This is a genomic window from Algoriphagus faecimaris, from assembly GCF_900101705.1.
In the GTDB taxonomy this organism is placed as follows: Bacteria; Bacteroidota; Bacteroidia; order Cytophagales; family Cyclobacteriaceae; genus Algoriphagus; species Algoriphagus faecimaris.
Genome location: NZ_FNAC01000022.1, coordinates 1 through 16,915, shown reverse-complemented (window position 1 = coordinate 16,915; position 16,915 = coordinate 1). Strand labels below are relative to the sequence as shown.

The window sequence follows — 16,915 nt, the reverse complement described above, 5'->3', positions numbered from 1 at the left end:
ATCAAACCTTCTCCCCTATCCAAAAAAGTTTTGGTGCTTGGATCTCGGTGATTCCTTCTGGGACATCGAGTAGGGTAGCATAATAAAGGGGAAATAGAAGTTTACCATTTGAATTTTCGATTTCCAGCGGCAGTTTTTCTTCTCCGTAGATTTCTATTGTGGATTTAGGAAACCATTTTTTGAAATGCCTAGATTTTACAGGGTAAAACCGCCAATTCCCTTCTAAAAGTGTAAGGTCCATCCAATCCAAAAAAGACTCCAACTGTGAAACCTCAGTATGCTGAAAACCTACCAAATGAGCAGCGCTATGGGAGGAAGCCTTTAAATAATGCAAGCTATCTGAAACTACATTTTGTGGTGTAGTACTCAAAAACCGAATGGGGTACTGCTCCTCCAAGAGCTGAAGATTTTTTCTTTGGAATTCTTCTTCTGCCAGTATGACGTCAATTTTTACACCCCAGCTTAGGACATCATCCAGACAGTTTTGCCAAACCAAAACCGTAGGAACCCACTCCAAAAGTGGGGCTACCTGCTCAAACCGTACTGAATCAGTGTTTAAGATTACGACTGCAGGTTCTTGCTGTTCTTTTACAAAATGGTGAGAAGACATCAGCTGTGGAGGTTTTTATAAAACTCAAAAGGATTTTTCCAAGCCACTCTTTCTAAATGAGAAGGAGTCAGCTGCTCGCTAAGACTAGACAGGATGGAGGGATACTTGGAAGCATTTTCTGCCAAAGGAAAATAAAAAGGGTGTCTGCTTTTATCAGGAAAATCTTTGGTATAAAAGAAATCAGCCCCAAAGCACTGTGCATTCTCGCCACCTAGTTCAAATCCATGTAGAATATGCTCAAAAAGCCGCTCAGGGACGTCATTGTCCAAAAATGCCCTTAAGAAATTCACCCCAATGATCCCCTTTCGCTGAAGGATTTCCTGGGCAAATTCATCACTGAGGTTACGTTTATGATTCCAGATAGTGCGGTAATTGGAATGACTGGCAATCACGGGAATATCGAGTTTTTGAGCATTGATATGGTTTAAAATTCCCTCAGCCAGCAGATCTGAAGTATGCGAGAGGTCGATGGGTATTTTTTTGCCGGATAGATGGTCCAATAGTTTTTTGCCATCCTCTTTCAGCCCGACTCCTTCTGTATAATTACCTCCTCCAAAGCGGTTTTCAGTATGATGGGTCAGACTGACATAAGCCAGAGTACCGACTTTTTCTACAATGCAATCGAATTGATGGTAAATTTCACTCCAAGTGGCATTTTCTGTCCCCAGTCCAGCTGCGTTTTCGATAGCTGCAAAAATCCCAATGCCTTCATTTTGAAAGGCTGTTCCAGGCTCGTAAGCATAAAAAGTCTCGGGATAGTTTTCGATTAGCTTAGCAAATAAATTTGCCTGCTTCAGCCCTAAGTTCATCGAATCAGCCCTGACATCGGTATAAATGGCAGTTACCTGAGCCTTTACATTTCCTTTTAAAAGATGAGGGACGGCACAGGCTATTTCTTTTGGGTCAAAAGGATCAGTATCATCAAATTTTGCCAAATAAGAGAGCAGGTCACAATGCAGATCAAAGATAGGTAATGGCATTCGAGTAGGCTTTTAAACAAAGTAAATCAAAAAAACGGGGCTTTTTTAATACTTTTATGTTGAAAATTAGTTTTATCAGGGAAAGATCCTTTCACCCAAAAAAACAAATACTATGGCCTTGAGCTCACCCTTTAATTTTAAAACCTGGATTGATGAAAATAGACATCTTCTGAAACCTCCTGTAGGAAATCAGCAGGTATTCAAAGGAAATGATGATTTTATTATCATGGTCGTAGGAGGACCCAATTCCCGTAAAGATTATCATTACGACGAAGGAGAAGAGTTTTTTTATCAGCTGGAAGGAGACATTGTCCTCAAGGTGATTGAGGATGGGAAGCCAAAAGATATTGAAATCAAAGAAGGGGAGATTTTTTTATTACCTCCAAGAGTACCCCATTCACCACGTCGGCCGGCCAATACCGTCGGTTTGGTAGTAGAGCGCTATCGAAGGGCCGGAGAGAAAGATGGTTTTATCTGGCATTGTGAAAATTGTGGGAACTTACTCCACGAAGAGTATGTAGAGCTCACAGACATAGTCAATCAGCTGCCTCCGATTATGGAGCGTTTTTGGAACAATATGGAAAACAGGACCTGCAAAAAATGCGGTACTGTCATGGAAAAGTAGTAGATAGATAGCGATACATGAGCGAGATGAATTTTGAATTTTCGGAGGATTTTGCATTGAGAATGGACCGAGAGGATCCCCTTTCCCATTTTAGAAGTCAGTTTTTTTTCCCAAAAGTGTATGGTCAAGAAGCCATTTATTTCTGTGGTAATTCCCTAGGCTTACAGCCCAAGTCAGTTTCGAAATACATTGATAAGGAGTTAAGTAACTGGGCAAACTTGGCTGTGGACGGACATTTTCATGGAGAAGACGCTTGGTACCATATTCGGAAAAAGTCCAAACCGGCTTTGGCGGAAATCCTAGGCACCCATGAGCATGAAGTGGTGGCGATGAATAACCTGACGGTCAACTTACATCTCCTGATGGTTTCATTTTACCGGCCTACTGCTAAGCGATTTAAAATCATAATTGAGAAAGGAGCTTTTCCTTCCGATCAATACATGTTGGAGACTCAAGTCAAATATCATGGCTTGAACCCTGATGATGTGATTGTAGAACTCAATCCGAGACCTGGAGAGCATACCCTAAGGACAGCAGATATTTTAGCGGAGATTCGAAAGCAGGGCGAGCAACTCGCCTTGGTCAATATGGCTGGATTACAATATTATACAGGTCAAGTGTTTGATATGAAAGCTATTTCAGCAGCGGCTCACGAAGTGGGAGCCCTTGCAGGCTTTGATTTGGCACATGCAGCCGGCAATGTCCCTTTGGCTCTTCACGATTGGGACGTGGATTTTGCGACTTGGTGTAGCTACAAATACATGAACTCAGGACCAGGGAATGTGTCTGGAATTTACATTCATGAGCGCTTTGCTCAGCGCCCGGATTTACTTCGCTTTGCAGGATGGTGGGGACATGATGAAGGGCAGCGTTTTCTTATGGAAAAGGGATTTATTCCGATGTATGGAGCTGATGGCTGGCAGTTGGCTAATTCTAATGTCTTGGCTTTGGCTGCGCATCAGGCTTCCTTGGATATATTTCAAGAGGCTGGAATACAGCGTCTACGTCAGAAAAGTGAACGATTGACTGGGTATTTGGAGTTTCTAATCAAAGAAATCAGCGGCAGTACTGGTATTTTGGAAATAATTACTCCGGAAAACCCTAGTGAAAGGGGATGTCAGCTATCTTTGCTGATTCATCGTGGCGGAAAAGCCGTCTTCGATGAATGGTATCAGCAAGGTGTAGTAGGTGATTGGAGAAATCCCAATGTCATTCGCCTTGCTCCTACCCCGCTATACAACAGCTACATGGATGTGTTCCGCTTTGCAAAGATTTTGGAACAATCCCTCAAAAAATTCGCTTAAATAAAGCGTGGGAAACAACCTCCTCATGGAAAATAACGAAATTACCATTTTGGGTGCCGGTTTGATCGGCTCCCTCATGGCCATATATCTCAGAAAACAAGGACTAGCTGTCACTGTCTACGACAAGCGTCCTGACAAAAGAAAAACACCCTATTTCGAAGGTGGAAGGTCCATCAATATGGCTTTGAGTCATCGAGGCTGGAAAAGTCTAGAACAGGTAGGCCTGAAAGATAAGGTCATGCCTTTGGCTATACCCATGTACGGTCGAAAAGTGCATGATGAGCATGGGGGGACGACTTTTATCTCCTATGGAAAAGAAGATCAGGCTATTTATTCTATTTCACGGGGAAAATTCAATCAATTGCTAGCCGAAGAAGCCGAGCGATTAGGTGCCGAAATCGAGTTTGAGCACAAATGTGTGGATGTAGATTTCCGTACACAAGAGATCAGCTTTGAGCACAAAGAAGGAATTAAAAAGCTAACAGCGCCTGTAATTATCGGAGCTGACGGAGCTTACTCATCCCTTAGACTGGCCATGCAAAAGCAGATTCGATTCAATTATCAGCAAGAGTATATTTCTCATGGATACAAGGAATTGACGATTCCTGCTACAGTGGAGGGAGAATTTGCCATGGATCCCAATGCCCTCCATATCTGGCCTAGAGGTAAGTTTATGCTGATTGCATTGCCCAACCCAGATAAGTCTTTCACCTGCACACTTTTCCTTCCTTTTGAGGGGACTAAGGTATGTTTCGAAAAAATTAATGATCCGGCAGATTTGGAGCAAGTATTCAGATCTTATTTTGATGACGCCTATCAACTGATGCCAGATCTGAAAGAGGAGTTTTTCAGGAATCCTACCTCTGCACTGATCAATATTGAATGCTATCCCTGGGTGCAGGGACATAGTTTGTTGATTGGTGATGCCTCGCATGCTATGGTGCCTTTCTACGGTCAGGGAATGAATTGTGGATTTGAGGATTGTTATGTGCTCAATCAGTTGATTGACAAATTTGGATTGAATTCATGGGACTTAGTTTTCGAAAAATTTCAGAAGAAGCGTAAGCCTGATACGGATGCTATTTGTCAGCTTGCCATGGAAAATTTTGTAGAAATGCGAGATTCAGTGGCTGACCCCAAATTTATCCTTAGAAAGAAGATTGAGGCTAGACTTAATGAATTGTATCCTAATGATTGGATTCCTTTGTATTCGATGGTGACTTTTTCTGATATGGGCTATGCAGAGGCCTATGCACAGGGCAAATTGCAACAAGCTATTATGGACAAAGTAATGGCTGACCCCCTTATCACAGAAAACTGGGACAAGCTGGATTATTCGGATATTATCGACAAAATGGAAACTGCAAAAGCAGTATAAAACCCTATTTGATTTATGGAAAAACCCGATTTCAATATCGAAGAAGTGACCAAAATTATTCGTGGGCGTCGTTCCATGTTTGTGGCACAGTTTAAAGAAAATGACCCTGTCGACGACTCCGTCATAGAAGAAATGCTGGAAAACGCCAACTGGGCTCCTACTCACAAGTTGACTCAGCCTTGGAGATTTATCGTCTACACGGGAGAAGGCTTGAAAAAATTTGCCAACTATCAGGCAGAAATGTACAAGAGCAGAGCAGCGAAAAATGGGACTCCATTTATCGAAGCTACGTATCAAAAGTTTAAAGAAAACCCATTAAAGGCTTCTCATGTGATCGCAATCCTAATGAAGCGAACCGAAAATTCAGGGATTCCTGTGATGGAAGAAATAGCAGCGGTTTCCATGGCTGTTCAAAACATGTATTTGACTGCCTCTGCTTATGGTTTAGCTGCATATTGGGGTACGGGTGGACCGACTTTTTGGCCAGAGGCGAGAGAGGACTTTGGTCTAGAAGGTGAAGATATGCTGATGGGCTTTTTCTACGTAGCAAAGCCCGCTTCTGATAGGTGGCCAACCGGCAAGCGAGAACCTATAGCTGATAAAGTAGGCTGGATAAGAGAATAAAAAAAGGGCTGTTGATTTTTCAACAGCCCTTTTTTAGAAATAAATTAAAATCCTACAAAGGCAGGAGGTGTGACGCCATTGGCGCGAAGGTAGGCTATCGCAGCACCTCTATGGTGTGTACTGTGGTCCATTAAAAGAGCCATGACTTGTCTTCTGCTCACTTGATTTCCGAAAACCTCGATTACCTCTCCCGCCTTATCAGCTGGCAAAGCTTTCATCGTAGCTGCTGCATAATCAAAACATTTCCCCACATAATCCGCCAACTCAGCCTTACTAGCCGAAGCCAAGTCTATGCTGAAGCCAGGGTCTTGTCCCATAAGGTATCCTTGAGAAATACCCGCGACTGCAGAACCAATATGATGAATTTGTTCTTTGAAGGTCATCGCCTCCGGGTCTGTTTTATAGTCCATTCCCGAATCTGGCATTTTATTCAATACATCTATTGTAAACTGCTTGCTGTTTTCCCATTTGGCCATAAACTCTTCCATAGTCGTCTGTGCAGAGGCTGTGGCAAAAGCAAACACCATTAGTCCTGAGAATAGGACTTTCAAAAGGGTATCCAATTTTCTTTTCATATCACTGTTATTTAGTTTGTTGCTTAAATTTCGGTGTTTCAGTATTCATATCAAATTCGAATTGTAATTTTACCCCATGAAGTATTTTCTAAGACTATCTTTCCTACTGTTGATTTTTTGTATGGCTTGTGAAAAAGCATATCTACCCAAGCCTCCCGGATATAATAGGATAGACCTTCCCCCCCATCAATTTTTGGAATTAGAAGGAGAGTTTCCCTATGAGTTGGAATATTCACAGCATAGTACCGTAGAGCTTGATTCTTTCAATCCCCAAGAAAAATATTGGATCAATCTCAACTATGAAGATTTTGGCGCTAAGGTTCATTTGACTTATAAAGCCATCGGTGAACAAAATGTTGATTTCAGGACGCTTGCCACAGATGCTTTTAAGCTGACAGCGCAGCATCAGATCAAAGCCTATGGCATAGAAGAGGCGGTATTGCTGACTCCCAATGGATATACTGGAGTTGTGGCGGAGTTGACCGGTGAGGTCCCTACGCAGTTTCAGTTTTTTGTGACAGACTCCACGGATCACTTTTTGAGAGGAGCGCTATACTTCAATACGGCGATGAAAAATGACTCCCTCGCTCCCGTAATCGAATACATCAAGGTGGACATGGCCCACCTGATGAATTCGGTCAAATTTGATAATTAACGGAGATTTTTCCAGGATTTGATGATGATTATGCCTCCGGCAAGAGCAACTACAGTGGCGATGACTCCGCCGAGTACTTCTCCGTAAATCCAAAAACCGGTGGCAAATAGTGCTGCATAAACCATTATCGAACCCACGAGCATCAATCCAATTTCTTTGGGAAGACTTCCGACGGTTTGTTTTTCCTCTGGATAGCGATCCAACACTTTTTTCCAACCATAGGCTGCAGGATAGACTTTGCGATAAAAGCTAAGGAGCACCTCGTCTTTTTCAGGACGTGTCAAAAAGGTCACTAATAACCAACCAACCGTAGTGATAGATACAGAATAGACGAGCTTGAGGTAAGCTTGGTTTTCTGGGATCATGATCCAATTGACCTTGGGATTGATTACCTCAAAGAAAATCGCTACTACAAAAGAAATGGCCATGGCGGAAATTTCTGTGTAGGCATTGATACGCCACCAGAACCAACGTAGAATGAATATCAATCCGGTTCCAGCTCCGATTTGTAGCAAAATATTAAAAGCATCAAGAGCTGAGGATAAAGCCAAGGCTAAAAAAGCCGACAAAACCATCAGTACAACGGTAGAAATCCGGCCCACAGCTACTAATTCCTTATCCTCGGCTTCCGGCTTGATAAATCGCAGGTAGAAATCATTTACGATATAGGATGAACCCCAATTGAGGTGTGTGGATAGCGTGGACATGACCGCTGCTATCAAAGATGCCAGTACAATACCAAGTAGGCCGGTGGGCAAAAAGGTCAACATGGCAGGATAGCCCAAATCATCCCCAAGTTTATCCACCGCCACATCAGGAAAGGCCGCTTGCATATCTGAAATATTAGGGAAAATAATCAGTGAGGAAAGGGCAATGATGATCCAAGGCCAAGGGCGTAAGGCATAGTGAGCAATATTGAAAAATAGTGTGGCTCCAATTGCATTTCGTTCATCCTTGGCCGAAAGCATACGCTGCGCGATGTAGCCACCACCACCAGGCTCAGCACCCGGATACCAAGTAGCCCACCATTGAATGGCGATTGGCAATATAAAGAGAGGAACGTACACATTGGGGTCTTGGAAATCAGGGATAAAGTCTAATTTATCGGCTACATTTTCATGAGTGAGTAAGTTTTGCAAGCTTCCGATTTCCGGTAAATCCAAAATATAATACGCAGCTCCAAAAGCCCCTATCATAGCAATGAAAAACTGAAAGAAATCAGTAAGCAAAACCCCCTTGAGACCTCCCAATGAGCTATAAACTACCGTGACGACTGAGGCAATCAATAATGTCTCTACAGGACTCAGACCTAGCATTACTCCGCCGATTTTGATCGCAGCCAGGGAAACCGTAGCCATGATGACCACATTGAAAAATACCCCGAGATAGATCGCTCTAAATGCACGCAAAAAAGCCGCGCCTTTGCCTGAATACCGTAATTCGTAAAACTCCAAATCGGTAGTCACCTCGGATCTTCTCCAGAGTTTGGCGTAGACAAATACCGTGAGCATACCCGTGAGCAAAAATGCCCACCAAGCCCAATTGCCCGCTACTCCGTTTTTCCGAACGATATCCGTCACCAAATTGGGTGTATCCGCAGAGAATGTAGTAGCCACCATAGATACACCGAGTAGCCACCATGGCATATTTCTACCAGAGAGAAAAAATTCTTTGGCAGAGGAACCGGCTTTTTTGGAGGTAAATAATCCAATCAATAATGAGACAACGAAAAAGGCAGCAATGATAGCCCAATCGATAGCGGTGACATTCATAGGTTTTGGGTTCTTTTGAAGGAGCCAATTAACAAAATTTTGGCTAAATGTCTTTTTACTTTTTTAATATTTTTTAAAAACAATGGCTGATTTTTTATTCTTCTATTATTTTCGACAGAAATTAAGTAGCCGAATTAATTCCCAAAACTCCTTTCTATTTTTGCCCTATGCAGCAAAGTCTTCAAAATTTAGTAGCCCAATCTTATGGTCTTGGCGATTTCTCCTTTCGCCCATTCGGAGAGGGATTAATTCACGAGACCTTTTTGGTGGAAAGTAAGATCGGAAAATTTGTTCTCCAGGGTTTTAATGATCAGGTATTCCAGTACCCGGATAGGATAGCCTCCAACCTAGCTCAGCTAAAAGCAGAAATTGATATTGACCGGCTGCCCTACGAGCTTCCTTTGCCCAAACTGACAGAAGCAGGAGAATCACTCTTTGATGAAGATGGAAAATTGTACAGGTTATTTGATTTTGTGGAGGGAGTGACGGTGCAGGAGACCTCAGATCCGAAATTGGCATTCTTAGCAGGGAAGGCCTACGGAGAATTTGCTAAAGCTACTGCAACTTTTGATATGAGACTTTTTCAGGAAACCATTCCAGACTTTCATCGCCTAGACCTTCGCTACGAAAGGCTTCAAATGGTAGCTGGAGCTAAAGCGTCATGGACCGAAGAGGAATCGGATATCCTGCGATTTTACCTGTGTCAAAATCCCCTGATTGAAAATTATAAAGCGCAGACCAAAAACCTTCCGCTGAGATTGACGCATAATGATACGAAGATCAATAATCTGATTTTTTCTCAAAACTTGAAGCAAGTGGCTGCTCTTATCGACTTGGATACGGTGATGCCGGGTTACCTTTTGTATGATTTTGGGGACTTGGTAAGGACCGTGGCCTGTAGTCGTTCGGAGATCAATACCCAGTGGTCTGATATTCAGCTTGATCTAAGTATTTTTGAAGCACTTCTTGAGGGTTATTTCGAGGGAATTTTGCCTACTGTTTCAGCAGTAGAATTGCAGTCGTTGCTGATCGGAGGAGAAATAATGACTTGTATGATGGGACTTCGATTTTTCACCGATCACCTCCAGGGAAATATCTATTACAAGGTCGATTATCCCGAGCAAAATTTACATCGTGCAAAAAACCAAATGATTTTGCTTCGAGATCAGCAGGAAAAGCGGAGTCAACTCCAATTGATTTGGGAAAAAACTACCCTGAGTAGACAATAAGTATCAATGGACTAGTAAAATTTTGACCGGAGGACTAAATTGCCTCTTGCTAAAAACAGATGCTTTGCCCGGTTTTTTTGAAACGAAAATAGAATTTCTAAAAGGTGTAGGTCCTCAGAAGGCAGAACTGCTGAATAAGGAGCTTGCTATTTTTTCCTATGGGGATTTGCTGCAGCACTATCCCTTTCGATACGAAGACCGCAGCAAGTTTTACAAAATTCGCCACCTCCATGCCGAGCTCGAAAATGTCCAAGTGATCGCCCGAATTCAGAAAGTAGAGTTGATCGGAATGGGAAATAAAAAACGCTTGGTAGCTCATGTAGCCGATGAGACAGGCGAAATGGAAATGACCTGGTTTAAAGGGATCCAATGGGTTCAAAAGAAACTGCCGGCAGGAGCGGTGTTTATTTTCTTTGGAAAACCGGCACTTTATGGGAGAAAATGGAGTATTGCCCATCCCGAAATGGAGCCTCTGACACAATCTTCCGAAAAGCGAAATACTTTCCAACCGGTCTATTCGACAACCGAAAAATTACGAGCCCGTTTTCTGGATTCTAAAGGCATCTCCAAGATCATGGAGCAGCTCGTTCAGGTGAGTTATGCTCATATTCAGGAATCTCTTCCTGAGGATATTTTAACTAGCTATCAGCTGATCGGAAAGCGGGAGGCGGTGAGACAGATTCACTTTCCGACCGAGCCGTCGCTATTACAAAATGCCCGAAAGCGACTCAAATTCGAAGAGTTTTTCTTTCTTCAGCTCAGGCTCCTGATGATGAAAGTCGCCCGAACAGATAAGTACAGGGGACAGGTCCTAGACAACACGGAGTTGCTCACAGACTTTTATCAAAACCATATTCCCTTCGAACTGACAGGAGCACAAAAAAGGGTAATTCGTGAGGCTTATCATGACATGAAATCCGGAAAACAGATGAACCGGCTGATCCAAGGCGATGTGGGTAGCGGGAAGACCATGGTAGCATTTATCTGTGCGCTGATAGCTATCAGTTCGGGAGCTCAGGCATGCCTGATGGCACCTACGGAAATCTTGGCCAATCAGCATTACGAAGGGCTTAAAGAATATGCGGATCTGATGGGAATGAAAATCGCTTTGCTGACTGGCTCGGTGAAAAAATCGAGCAGAAAAATTATTCATGAGGAATTGCTGTCTGGCGAACTCAAAATTTTGATCGGAACGCATGCGCTTTTGGAGGATGTGGTACAATTCAAAAACTTAGGATTGGCCATCGTGGATGAGCAGCATCGCTTTGGAGTCGCTCAGCGAGCCAAGCTTTGGGCTAAAAATGAAATCTATTATCCTCATGTTTTGGTGATGACGGCCACACCGATTCCAAGGACCTTGGCGATGACGCTTTATGGGGACTTGGATGTGTCTGTCATTGATGAATTGCCCGCTGGAAGAAAACCCATTCAGACAGTGCATCGCTATGACAAAGACCGACTGAAGGTGTTTGGTTTTCTCCATCAAGAAATTCAAAAAGGACGTCAGGTGTATATTGTTTACCCCTTGATTGAGGAGTCCGAGACCTTGGATTTAAAAAACCTCATGGATGGCTATGAGAGTATTGCCCGAGCTTTCCCCCAATACCCACTCAGCATCGTCAACGGGTCTCAGAAAGCACAGGACAAAGAATATGAGATGCAGCGCTTTGTCAAAGGCGAGACCAAAATCATGGTGGCCACCACAGTCATTGAGGTCGGTGTCAACGTGCCCAATGCCTCGGTGATGGTGATCGAAAATGCAGAGCGTTTTGGTCTATCACAATTGCATCAGCTGCGGGGACGAGTCGGCCGGGGTGCGGAGCAAAGCTATTGTATCCTGATGAGTAAATATGAGCTTTCGAAGGATTCCCGAGTCCGCTTGGAAACCATGGTCAGAACGAATGATGGCTTCGAAATCGCCGATGTGGATCTGCGCCTGAGAGGTCCGGGAGATCTGATGGGAACGCAGCAAAGTGGGATAACCGATTTGTTGATCGCGGACCTGAGCAAGGATGCTCCGATCTTGACTTTGGCACGAGATGCGGCACAGCAGGTATTGGCTGAGGATCCCAATTTAAGTTTGCCTCAAAACCAACCCATTCTTCGACAGGTTAGAAGCCAAAAGAAAACAGCGGTAAATTGGAGTCGGATATCGTAAAATAAATTCAAACGCCTATCCCAGGTGCTAAAATCTACCTATTCGCCAATTCCTCAAAGACCTTCAAATACTGTTCTGTTACATAATCCCAATTGTATTTTTGGGTCAATCCTTGTCTGGCCGTGTTTCTGAGCTGACCCATGACTTGAGGTTCGGCTTCTGCTTTTTCGACAAGTAGCTTTACGGCATCTGCTTTTTTGGTAAAGTACCAGCCATGTTTTCCATTTTGTAGCATTTCTTGATTGAAGGGCGTATCCAAAGCCAAAATCGCACAGCCATAGCCCAGCGCCTTTAGCATGGCGGGGTTGGTGCCCCCAAATTCATGCCCATGAAAATACCCATAGCAGTGTGAATACAAAGCAGCCAATTCATTCGGGTCGGTCACATAGCCGGTAAACAATAAACGGGAATCTTGAATTTTTTTTAGGGAACTGGCCCAAGTATCCTGAAAGGGCACATCTCCGACTACGACCAGCTTTTTATCCGAATGGGACTTCAAAAAGCCCTCGATGATTAAATCAGCATTATTATCAGGAACGAGCCGACCGACGATCAAGTAATAGCCTCTGCTCTCAAGTTTCCATTTTCTAATTGGCTCTTGGTCGACACTTTCACGGGAGTTTGCCCCATAGGCGATGACTTTGGAGTCTGTGTCAAAAAGTTCTAAATAGACCCTTCGCATTTCATCTGAATCATTGATAATTTGATCGTAAAATTTGGTTGCCATTTTGGAGGCCCAAAAGAAATACTTGGCGCCTAGTCCTTTCCATTTGGGACGGAGCCATTCCAATCCATCCACATTGATGGCAGTAGGTTTTCGGAAGATTCTTGAGATCAATCCAAAAGGTCCGTTTCCGGAATTGACTACAAAAATTACGTCCACATCCGAGAAGCAGGCATGGATCATTGAGAAAAAAGTATGCGTCAGTTGAGTTAAACTTTTGGACTCGATAGCGGGTGTGTAAATGCATTCTATGCCGTTAACGAAGCGAGGTTTTTCGCTAAATAGTGCCCGATGATTGTACACGCGGACATGTACATTTTTTTGGACCAAACGCTCTCCAAGCTCCTTAATCATCGTGTCATAACCGCCATAAACGTAGGGATATCCTTTGGCACCCATTATGGCTACTTTCAATTTTTTCTTAGTTGCAGCCATAGGTGATTTTCGATTTTCTCTTTGTAAGCTTCCAAGCTAAACTCCTGCAAGACACGATTCCTTGCCGCATATCCCATTTTGTTGCGAAGCTCTGGGTTTTGGATCAATTTTTCTAACCATTCTACCCCAGAATTTACATTTCCAATGGGAATCAAAAAGCCTGTTTCTCCCTGTTTGACCATCTCTTTTGCTCCTCCGGAAAGAGTTGCCACGGTGGGTTTGCCACAAGCCATAGCTTCCAAAATCACGGTCGGAAAGGAATCTGGCAAAATGGACGGAAGCACAAAAATATCAAAAGAAGTCATCACTTCTGGAATATCACTTCTAAAGCCCAAATAACTTATTTTCGCTTCTAATTTCTTGGCTCTAATTTCTTTATTTAATTCTTCTAAAATCGATTCGTAGCCAGGATAAGGATCGCCGACCAGCACAAAGTGAAGATTTTGATTTGAAGAAAGTAGCTTTTCAGCTAATTGGAGAAAGAAAAGTTGCCCTTTTCCGGGATTGATTCGGCCGATCATTCCGATCAATAGGGTGTTTTCATCTAGCTTCAGTTCCTTTCTGAGGATTGGTTTGGCTTTTAAAAAAGCTTCATAGGAAATTCCGTTGTGAATAATCTGAATTTGGGATTTTCTTAATTGCTTTTGCCAATGATCGGTCACAGCTTGAGAAACAGCAATGGGCTGTGCTGTACTTTGATCTAACAGATTCGCCAGAAATCGAAGGAGAATTTTAGGCCCAGGAATGATCTCGTGAATATGCCATATATGTGGGACTTGATTTCTTTTAGCCCAAAAAGCACCCACAGTTACTGCTAGCGTATTGGAGTAGACTAGACCGAACTGATGAGTTTGATGGAGCTGATTCAAAAAACGATAAGCAAGCACCGTTCTTTTTAGCCGGTTAACAAGTCCTGTTGGGTTAAAATATTTTCTACGGAGAATTCCAAGATTTTGGATATGGACTTTGGCGCCTGATTCCAGGAGCTTTCTTTCTAAAGGGCCAGCATGCGGTAATATCACGTGGACTTCCATATTCTGCCCCAGATAGACTTCCATTGTCTGCAAAAAAATCCGGGAGGAGCCGTAGAGATCAGCACTGGAATGTAAAGCCAGAATTTTCACTTTTTAGTAGGCTTTGCGTTTAGGATTATATCATAAAAGCCATCAATAAATTTTTTAGCCGAAAAGTCTTCTGATCGCTTACTTCCCTTTTGGATCAGGCTTTTTCTGAGTTTATCATCTTCATCCAAGAGTATTAGCTTTTGAGTTAGATCTTCCAAACTTCCCGTCTGAAAAGGAAGACCAGCTTCTCCTGCTACCTCGAGAAGGGCAGGTTGATTGGAGTGAATTACGGGAATCCCAAAACCCATGGCTTCCAGAATTGGAATGCCAAAGCCTTCATTTTCGGAAGGAAAAACATAAGCGAAAGCCTTATCATAAAGGGCTTTGATTTCTGTGTCGCTGAGATAGCCTGTCACTAGGACTTTTTCTTGCAGGCCAAGTTTTTCGACTAGTTTTTGGACTTTTGGAAAGTCATTCATTTGCTTGCTTTGGCCAGGGCCACCAGCTAGAACCAGCTTTTTATTGGAATTGGTGCGCTGTAAATAACCCCAGAAAGCTTGAACTAATAGGGGGATATTTTTTCTTCGGTCAAAGGTCCCAATGTGGATAAAGTACTCGGAGGCTTGAAGTTTGAGGGTATTTAAAAACTGAGGGTCGGCTGCATTTTTCAGGCCTTTCGGAGCCTGATAAATTACTGAAATCGGCCAGTCTTTACTCAAATATTCTTGAAGAGATCTTTTCGAATAAGCAGTGGTAGTGATAATATGGGTTTTTTCTTTCAGCCCTTTTTTGATGAGGCTTATAAAATATTTGCGCCACCAAGCCGGGTAATTTTGAGGGGTTTGCCAAAAAAATGCATCGTGGATGACTGTCAGTCTCCTGCAGGACAAGGAGGCGGCAGGAGAGACAAAATCAGGGCAGATCAGTACATCAGCACCATGCTTTTTGACCAAATCGGGAAGTTGGAATTCTTTCCAGCGAAAGTAATCCATGTGGTAATTGAGTCGCTGCAATTTGGATTGGGACTGCTTAAATTTTTCATTATTCGATTGCTCCTCAGGTTCGTGAGTAAAAATCCACTGCACCTCCGGATGCGGGTATTTTCGAGCGGCCTTGGCAAGCTCGACCATGTAGGTTTTGATCCCGGTGGTGGCGACATTGAGGTATTGCAGATCAAGGAGGACTTTCAAAAGAATGGAGATTTGTGGAAGATTGCTTGCTAACGGTGGTTAAAATTGTGCCATAAACCCTTTTCGTAGAATAGATATCTAATTTGGCGGTTTGGAGCGGGAGTACCAAATTTAGAAGAATCAACTATTCAATAGTTTCTGATTAATTGTAGGCAAAGGGATTGGGCTTTGTGGCATTTAAGCTGATTTGAGCAAAGTAACATCCTCGAACTTTTGGATTAAGGGAAATATAGATTGAGAGAAAATTTGTAATTTTAAACAAATCAAAAAGAAAATGGGGACTTTAGAATTAAAATCTGACTTATATAAAATTCTAGATAGAATTGAAAATGAAGAGCTACTCCAGACTGTTTATGATTTTCTTAAATTAAAAGAAAATGCTCCTGAAGGCCTGATTTGGAAAACCTTATCTGAGGAAGAAAAGAAAGAGGTTTATTTGTCTTTCGAGGAATCTGAAGATGATCAGAACTTAATTGACTGGGAATCTATAAAGAAAAAATAATGAACCGAATTTTCTTAACTCCGAGAGCAAAGAGGAATTTTGAAAATATCGTAGATTTTATCAAAAAAGAATGGGGAGACGGCGTAGCCCAAGCGTTTATAGTCAAGGTAGATGACATCTTCAATCTCCTCAAAAACTTTCCTCAAATGGGACAAGTGGAAGAAAAAGAAATTAGAGGTTTCCAAATTACACCCCAGACACGAATTCTTTATCGGTTAAAAGGCGATAAAATTATTATTCTTTCATTCTTCGATGTGAGACAAAGTCCCAAGATAAAGGGCATTTAATTTTATTTTTTGAGGTTTTATAAATTCAAAATGTTCAGTACCTCCTAAAATAAAACCCCGCCTGATCGCCTAGTTGTAATTGATTGAGCTGTTTTGCTTCTTTTTCGAAATGAGTTAACTACTTTTTGGAGAAACGCGACAATTAATATTGGCTAAAATCAATATTGAGGAGGGTCAATTTTCCAATTGGTTTTATCCTTAAGTGAAACAATTACTTCAAGATCATCAGCAAAGATTTTTGTTTTGTTTCCAATTTTTGACAAAAGCTTAAAAAACAAAAAGGGAGGCTTTAGTTCATGGTTTTTGTAATGATAGGGATTGATTTGAACCTCAAAATCATCGGATAGTAATGAGAAATACTGCTTGATTTCCTGCGCAGAATATTCCTTCCAGTGGTGGCCGTAGGTTACCTTTGAAAAAATATCTTCAACTGTAATTCCAATTGACTTGAGTAAAAGAGGCTCTAGATGATTTATAGTGGGTAACTGGAAACTGATTTAGGGAAAGTATCTATTTTAGTTTCATGAACAGCAATCAGATTTTTGAGATGGCCCTAGGTCTAGAGAAGCCATGGCATGTAAAGGAGATAATAATGACAAAGCCTGAGGCTGGGCACCACGGCCAGATCGATATATATCTTGACTTCGAGAAGGGTTTTAAATTCCCGAACGGGAAGACCCATGATACGGTCGAAAGGACCTGGCAGCATCTCAATTTTTTCCAACATAAATGTTTCCTTCATGCACGGGTTCCCAGAGTACAAACAGCTGATGGCAAGACCGAAACTGTAAAAGTCCCCTGGG

At 42.5% G+C, this 16,915-nt stretch carries 17 protein-coding genes; 10 read left to right on the top strand and 7 right to left on the bottom strand.

The window, feature by feature from the left end; translation table 11 throughout:
• Nucleotide 1: 1 nt before the first annotated feature.
• The gene (locus tag BLQ57_RS12295; RefSeq protein ID WP_087939858.1) at nucleotides 2–610 is read right to left on the bottom strand and encodes a thiamine pyrophosphokinase; all 609 of its coding nucleotides are present in this window, start codon (nucleotides 608–610) and stop codon (nucleotides 2–4) included.
• Nucleotides 610–1,590 (bottom strand): dipeptidase, encoded by a 981-nt coding sequence (locus BLQ57_RS12290; RefSeq protein WP_087939857.1) that lies wholly within the window; start codon nucleotides 1,588–1,590, stop codon nucleotides 610–612. Before BLQ57_RS12290 ends, BLQ57_RS12295 begins: the two co-directional genes overlap by 1 nt.
• A 112-nt stretch (nucleotides 1,591–1,702) precedes the next feature.
• Between BLQ57_RS12290 and BLQ57_RS12285 the strand changes: the two genes are divergently transcribed.
• From BLQ57_RS12285 to BLQ57_RS12270, 4 genes are read left to right on the top strand one after another with little or no spacing between them, the layout of a single operon-like run.
• Nucleotides 1,703–2,215 carry a 3-hydroxyanthranilate 3,4-dioxygenase gene (locus tag BLQ57_RS12285; protein ID WP_087939856.1) on the top strand — a complete coding sequence of 171 codons (513 nt, stop codon included), beginning with the start codon at nucleotides 1,703–1,705 and terminating at the stop codon, nucleotides 2,213–2,215.
• 17 nt (nucleotides 2,216–2,232) lie between these two features.
• Complete coding sequence (gene kynU, locus BLQ57_RS12280) at nucleotides 2,233–3,519, top strand: kynureninase (protein ID WP_087939855.1); 1,287 nt, start codon at nucleotides 2,233–2,235, stop codon at nucleotides 3,517–3,519.
• A gap of 25 nt (nucleotides 3,520–3,544) precedes the next feature.
• Nucleotides 3,545–4,897, top strand: coding sequence for an FAD-dependent oxidoreductase (locus BLQ57_RS12275; protein ID WP_087939912.1), 1,353 nt, complete (start codon nucleotides 3,545–3,547; stop codon nucleotides 4,895–4,897).
• 15 nt (nucleotides 4,898–4,912) lie between these two features.
• Complete coding sequence (locus tag BLQ57_RS12270) at nucleotides 4,913–5,521, top strand: nitroreductase family protein (protein ID WP_087939854.1); 609 nt, start codon at nucleotides 4,913–4,915, stop codon at nucleotides 5,519–5,521.
• Between the two features lie 44 nt (nucleotides 5,522–5,565).
• Here BLQ57_RS12270 and BLQ57_RS12265 read toward each other — a convergent pair whose 3' ends face one another.
• Complete coding sequence (locus BLQ57_RS12265) at nucleotides 5,566–6,096, bottom strand: DinB family protein (RefSeq protein ID WP_087939853.1); 531 nt, start codon at nucleotides 6,094–6,096, stop codon at nucleotides 5,566–5,568.
• Between the two features lie 76 nt (nucleotides 6,097–6,172).
• Here BLQ57_RS12265 and gldD point away from each other — a divergent pair, with 76 nt between their 5' ends.
• Entirely contained in the window at nucleotides 6,173–6,751 is a 579-nt protein-coding gene (gene gldD, locus BLQ57_RS12260) for a gliding motility lipoprotein GldD (RefSeq protein ID WP_087939852.1), read from the top strand.
• Here the strand turns inward: gldD and BLQ57_RS12255 are convergent.
• Complete coding sequence (locus BLQ57_RS12255; RefSeq protein WP_087939851.1) at nucleotides 6,748–8,523, bottom strand: sodium:solute symporter family protein; 1,776 nt, start codon at nucleotides 8,521–8,523, stop codon at nucleotides 6,748–6,750. The genes gldD and BLQ57_RS12255 overlap by 4 nt on opposite strands.
• Before the next feature lie 167 nt (nucleotides 8,524–8,690).
• On the opposite strand from BLQ57_RS12255, the gene BLQ57_RS12250 reads away from it, so the two are divergent.
• A complete protein-coding gene (locus BLQ57_RS12250; protein ID WP_087939850.1) occupies nucleotides 8,691–9,752 on the top strand; it encodes a phosphotransferase enzyme family protein in 1,062 nt (353 codons plus the stop codon).
• Nucleotides 9,753–9,816: 64 nt separating this feature from the next.
• A complete protein-coding gene (gene recG / locus BLQ57_RS12245) occupies nucleotides 9,817–11,910 on the top strand; it encodes an ATP-dependent DNA helicase RecG (RefSeq protein ID WP_087939911.1) in 2,094 nt (697 codons plus the stop codon).
• A 34-nt stretch (nucleotides 11,911–11,944) separates the two neighbouring features.
• On the opposite strand, the gene BLQ57_RS12240 is transcribed toward recG, so the two are convergent.
• The 3 genes from BLQ57_RS12240 to BLQ57_RS12230 are packed head-to-tail and all read right to left on the bottom strand — an operon-like array spanning nucleotide 11,945 to nucleotide 15,323.
• On the bottom strand, nucleotides 11,945–13,069 hold the full coding sequence (locus BLQ57_RS12240) for a DUF1972 domain-containing protein (protein WP_087939849.1): 1,125 nt from the start codon (nucleotides 13,067–13,069) through the stop codon (nucleotides 11,945–11,947).
• A complete protein-coding gene (locus BLQ57_RS12235; RefSeq protein WP_240507815.1) occupies nucleotides 13,045–14,193 on the bottom strand; it encodes a glycosyltransferase family 4 protein in 1,149 nt (382 codons plus the stop codon). The genes BLQ57_RS12240 and BLQ57_RS12235 overlap by 25 nt, the downstream gene beginning before the upstream one ends.
• Nucleotides 14,190–15,323: a glycosyltransferase family 4 protein gene (locus BLQ57_RS12230; protein WP_087939848.1), complete on the bottom strand. Its 1,134-nt coding sequence runs from the start codon at nucleotides 15,321–15,323 to the stop codon at nucleotides 14,190–14,192. Before BLQ57_RS12230 ends, BLQ57_RS12235 begins: the two co-directional genes overlap by 4 nt.
• Before the next feature lie 274 nt (nucleotides 15,324–15,597).
• Between BLQ57_RS12230 and BLQ57_RS12225 the strand changes: the two genes are divergently transcribed.
• The 3 genes from BLQ57_RS12225 to BLQ57_RS21675 form a co-directional block, all read left to right on the top strand.
• Complete coding sequence (locus BLQ57_RS12225; protein WP_087939847.1) at nucleotides 15,598–15,825, top strand: hypothetical protein; 228 nt, start codon at nucleotides 15,598–15,600, stop codon at nucleotides 15,823–15,825.
• On the top strand, nucleotides 15,825–16,112 hold the full coding sequence (locus BLQ57_RS12220) for a type II toxin-antitoxin system RelE/ParE family toxin (protein ID WP_087939846.1): 288 nt from the start codon (nucleotides 15,825–15,827) through the stop codon (nucleotides 16,110–16,112). The genes BLQ57_RS12225 and BLQ57_RS12220 overlap by 1 nt, the downstream gene beginning before the upstream one ends.
• Nucleotides 16,113–16,635: 523 nt before the next feature.
• The coding region (locus BLQ57_RS21675) for a transposase family protein (protein WP_175444671.1) at nucleotides 16,636–16,915 on the top strand (280 nt) is incomplete at its 3' end.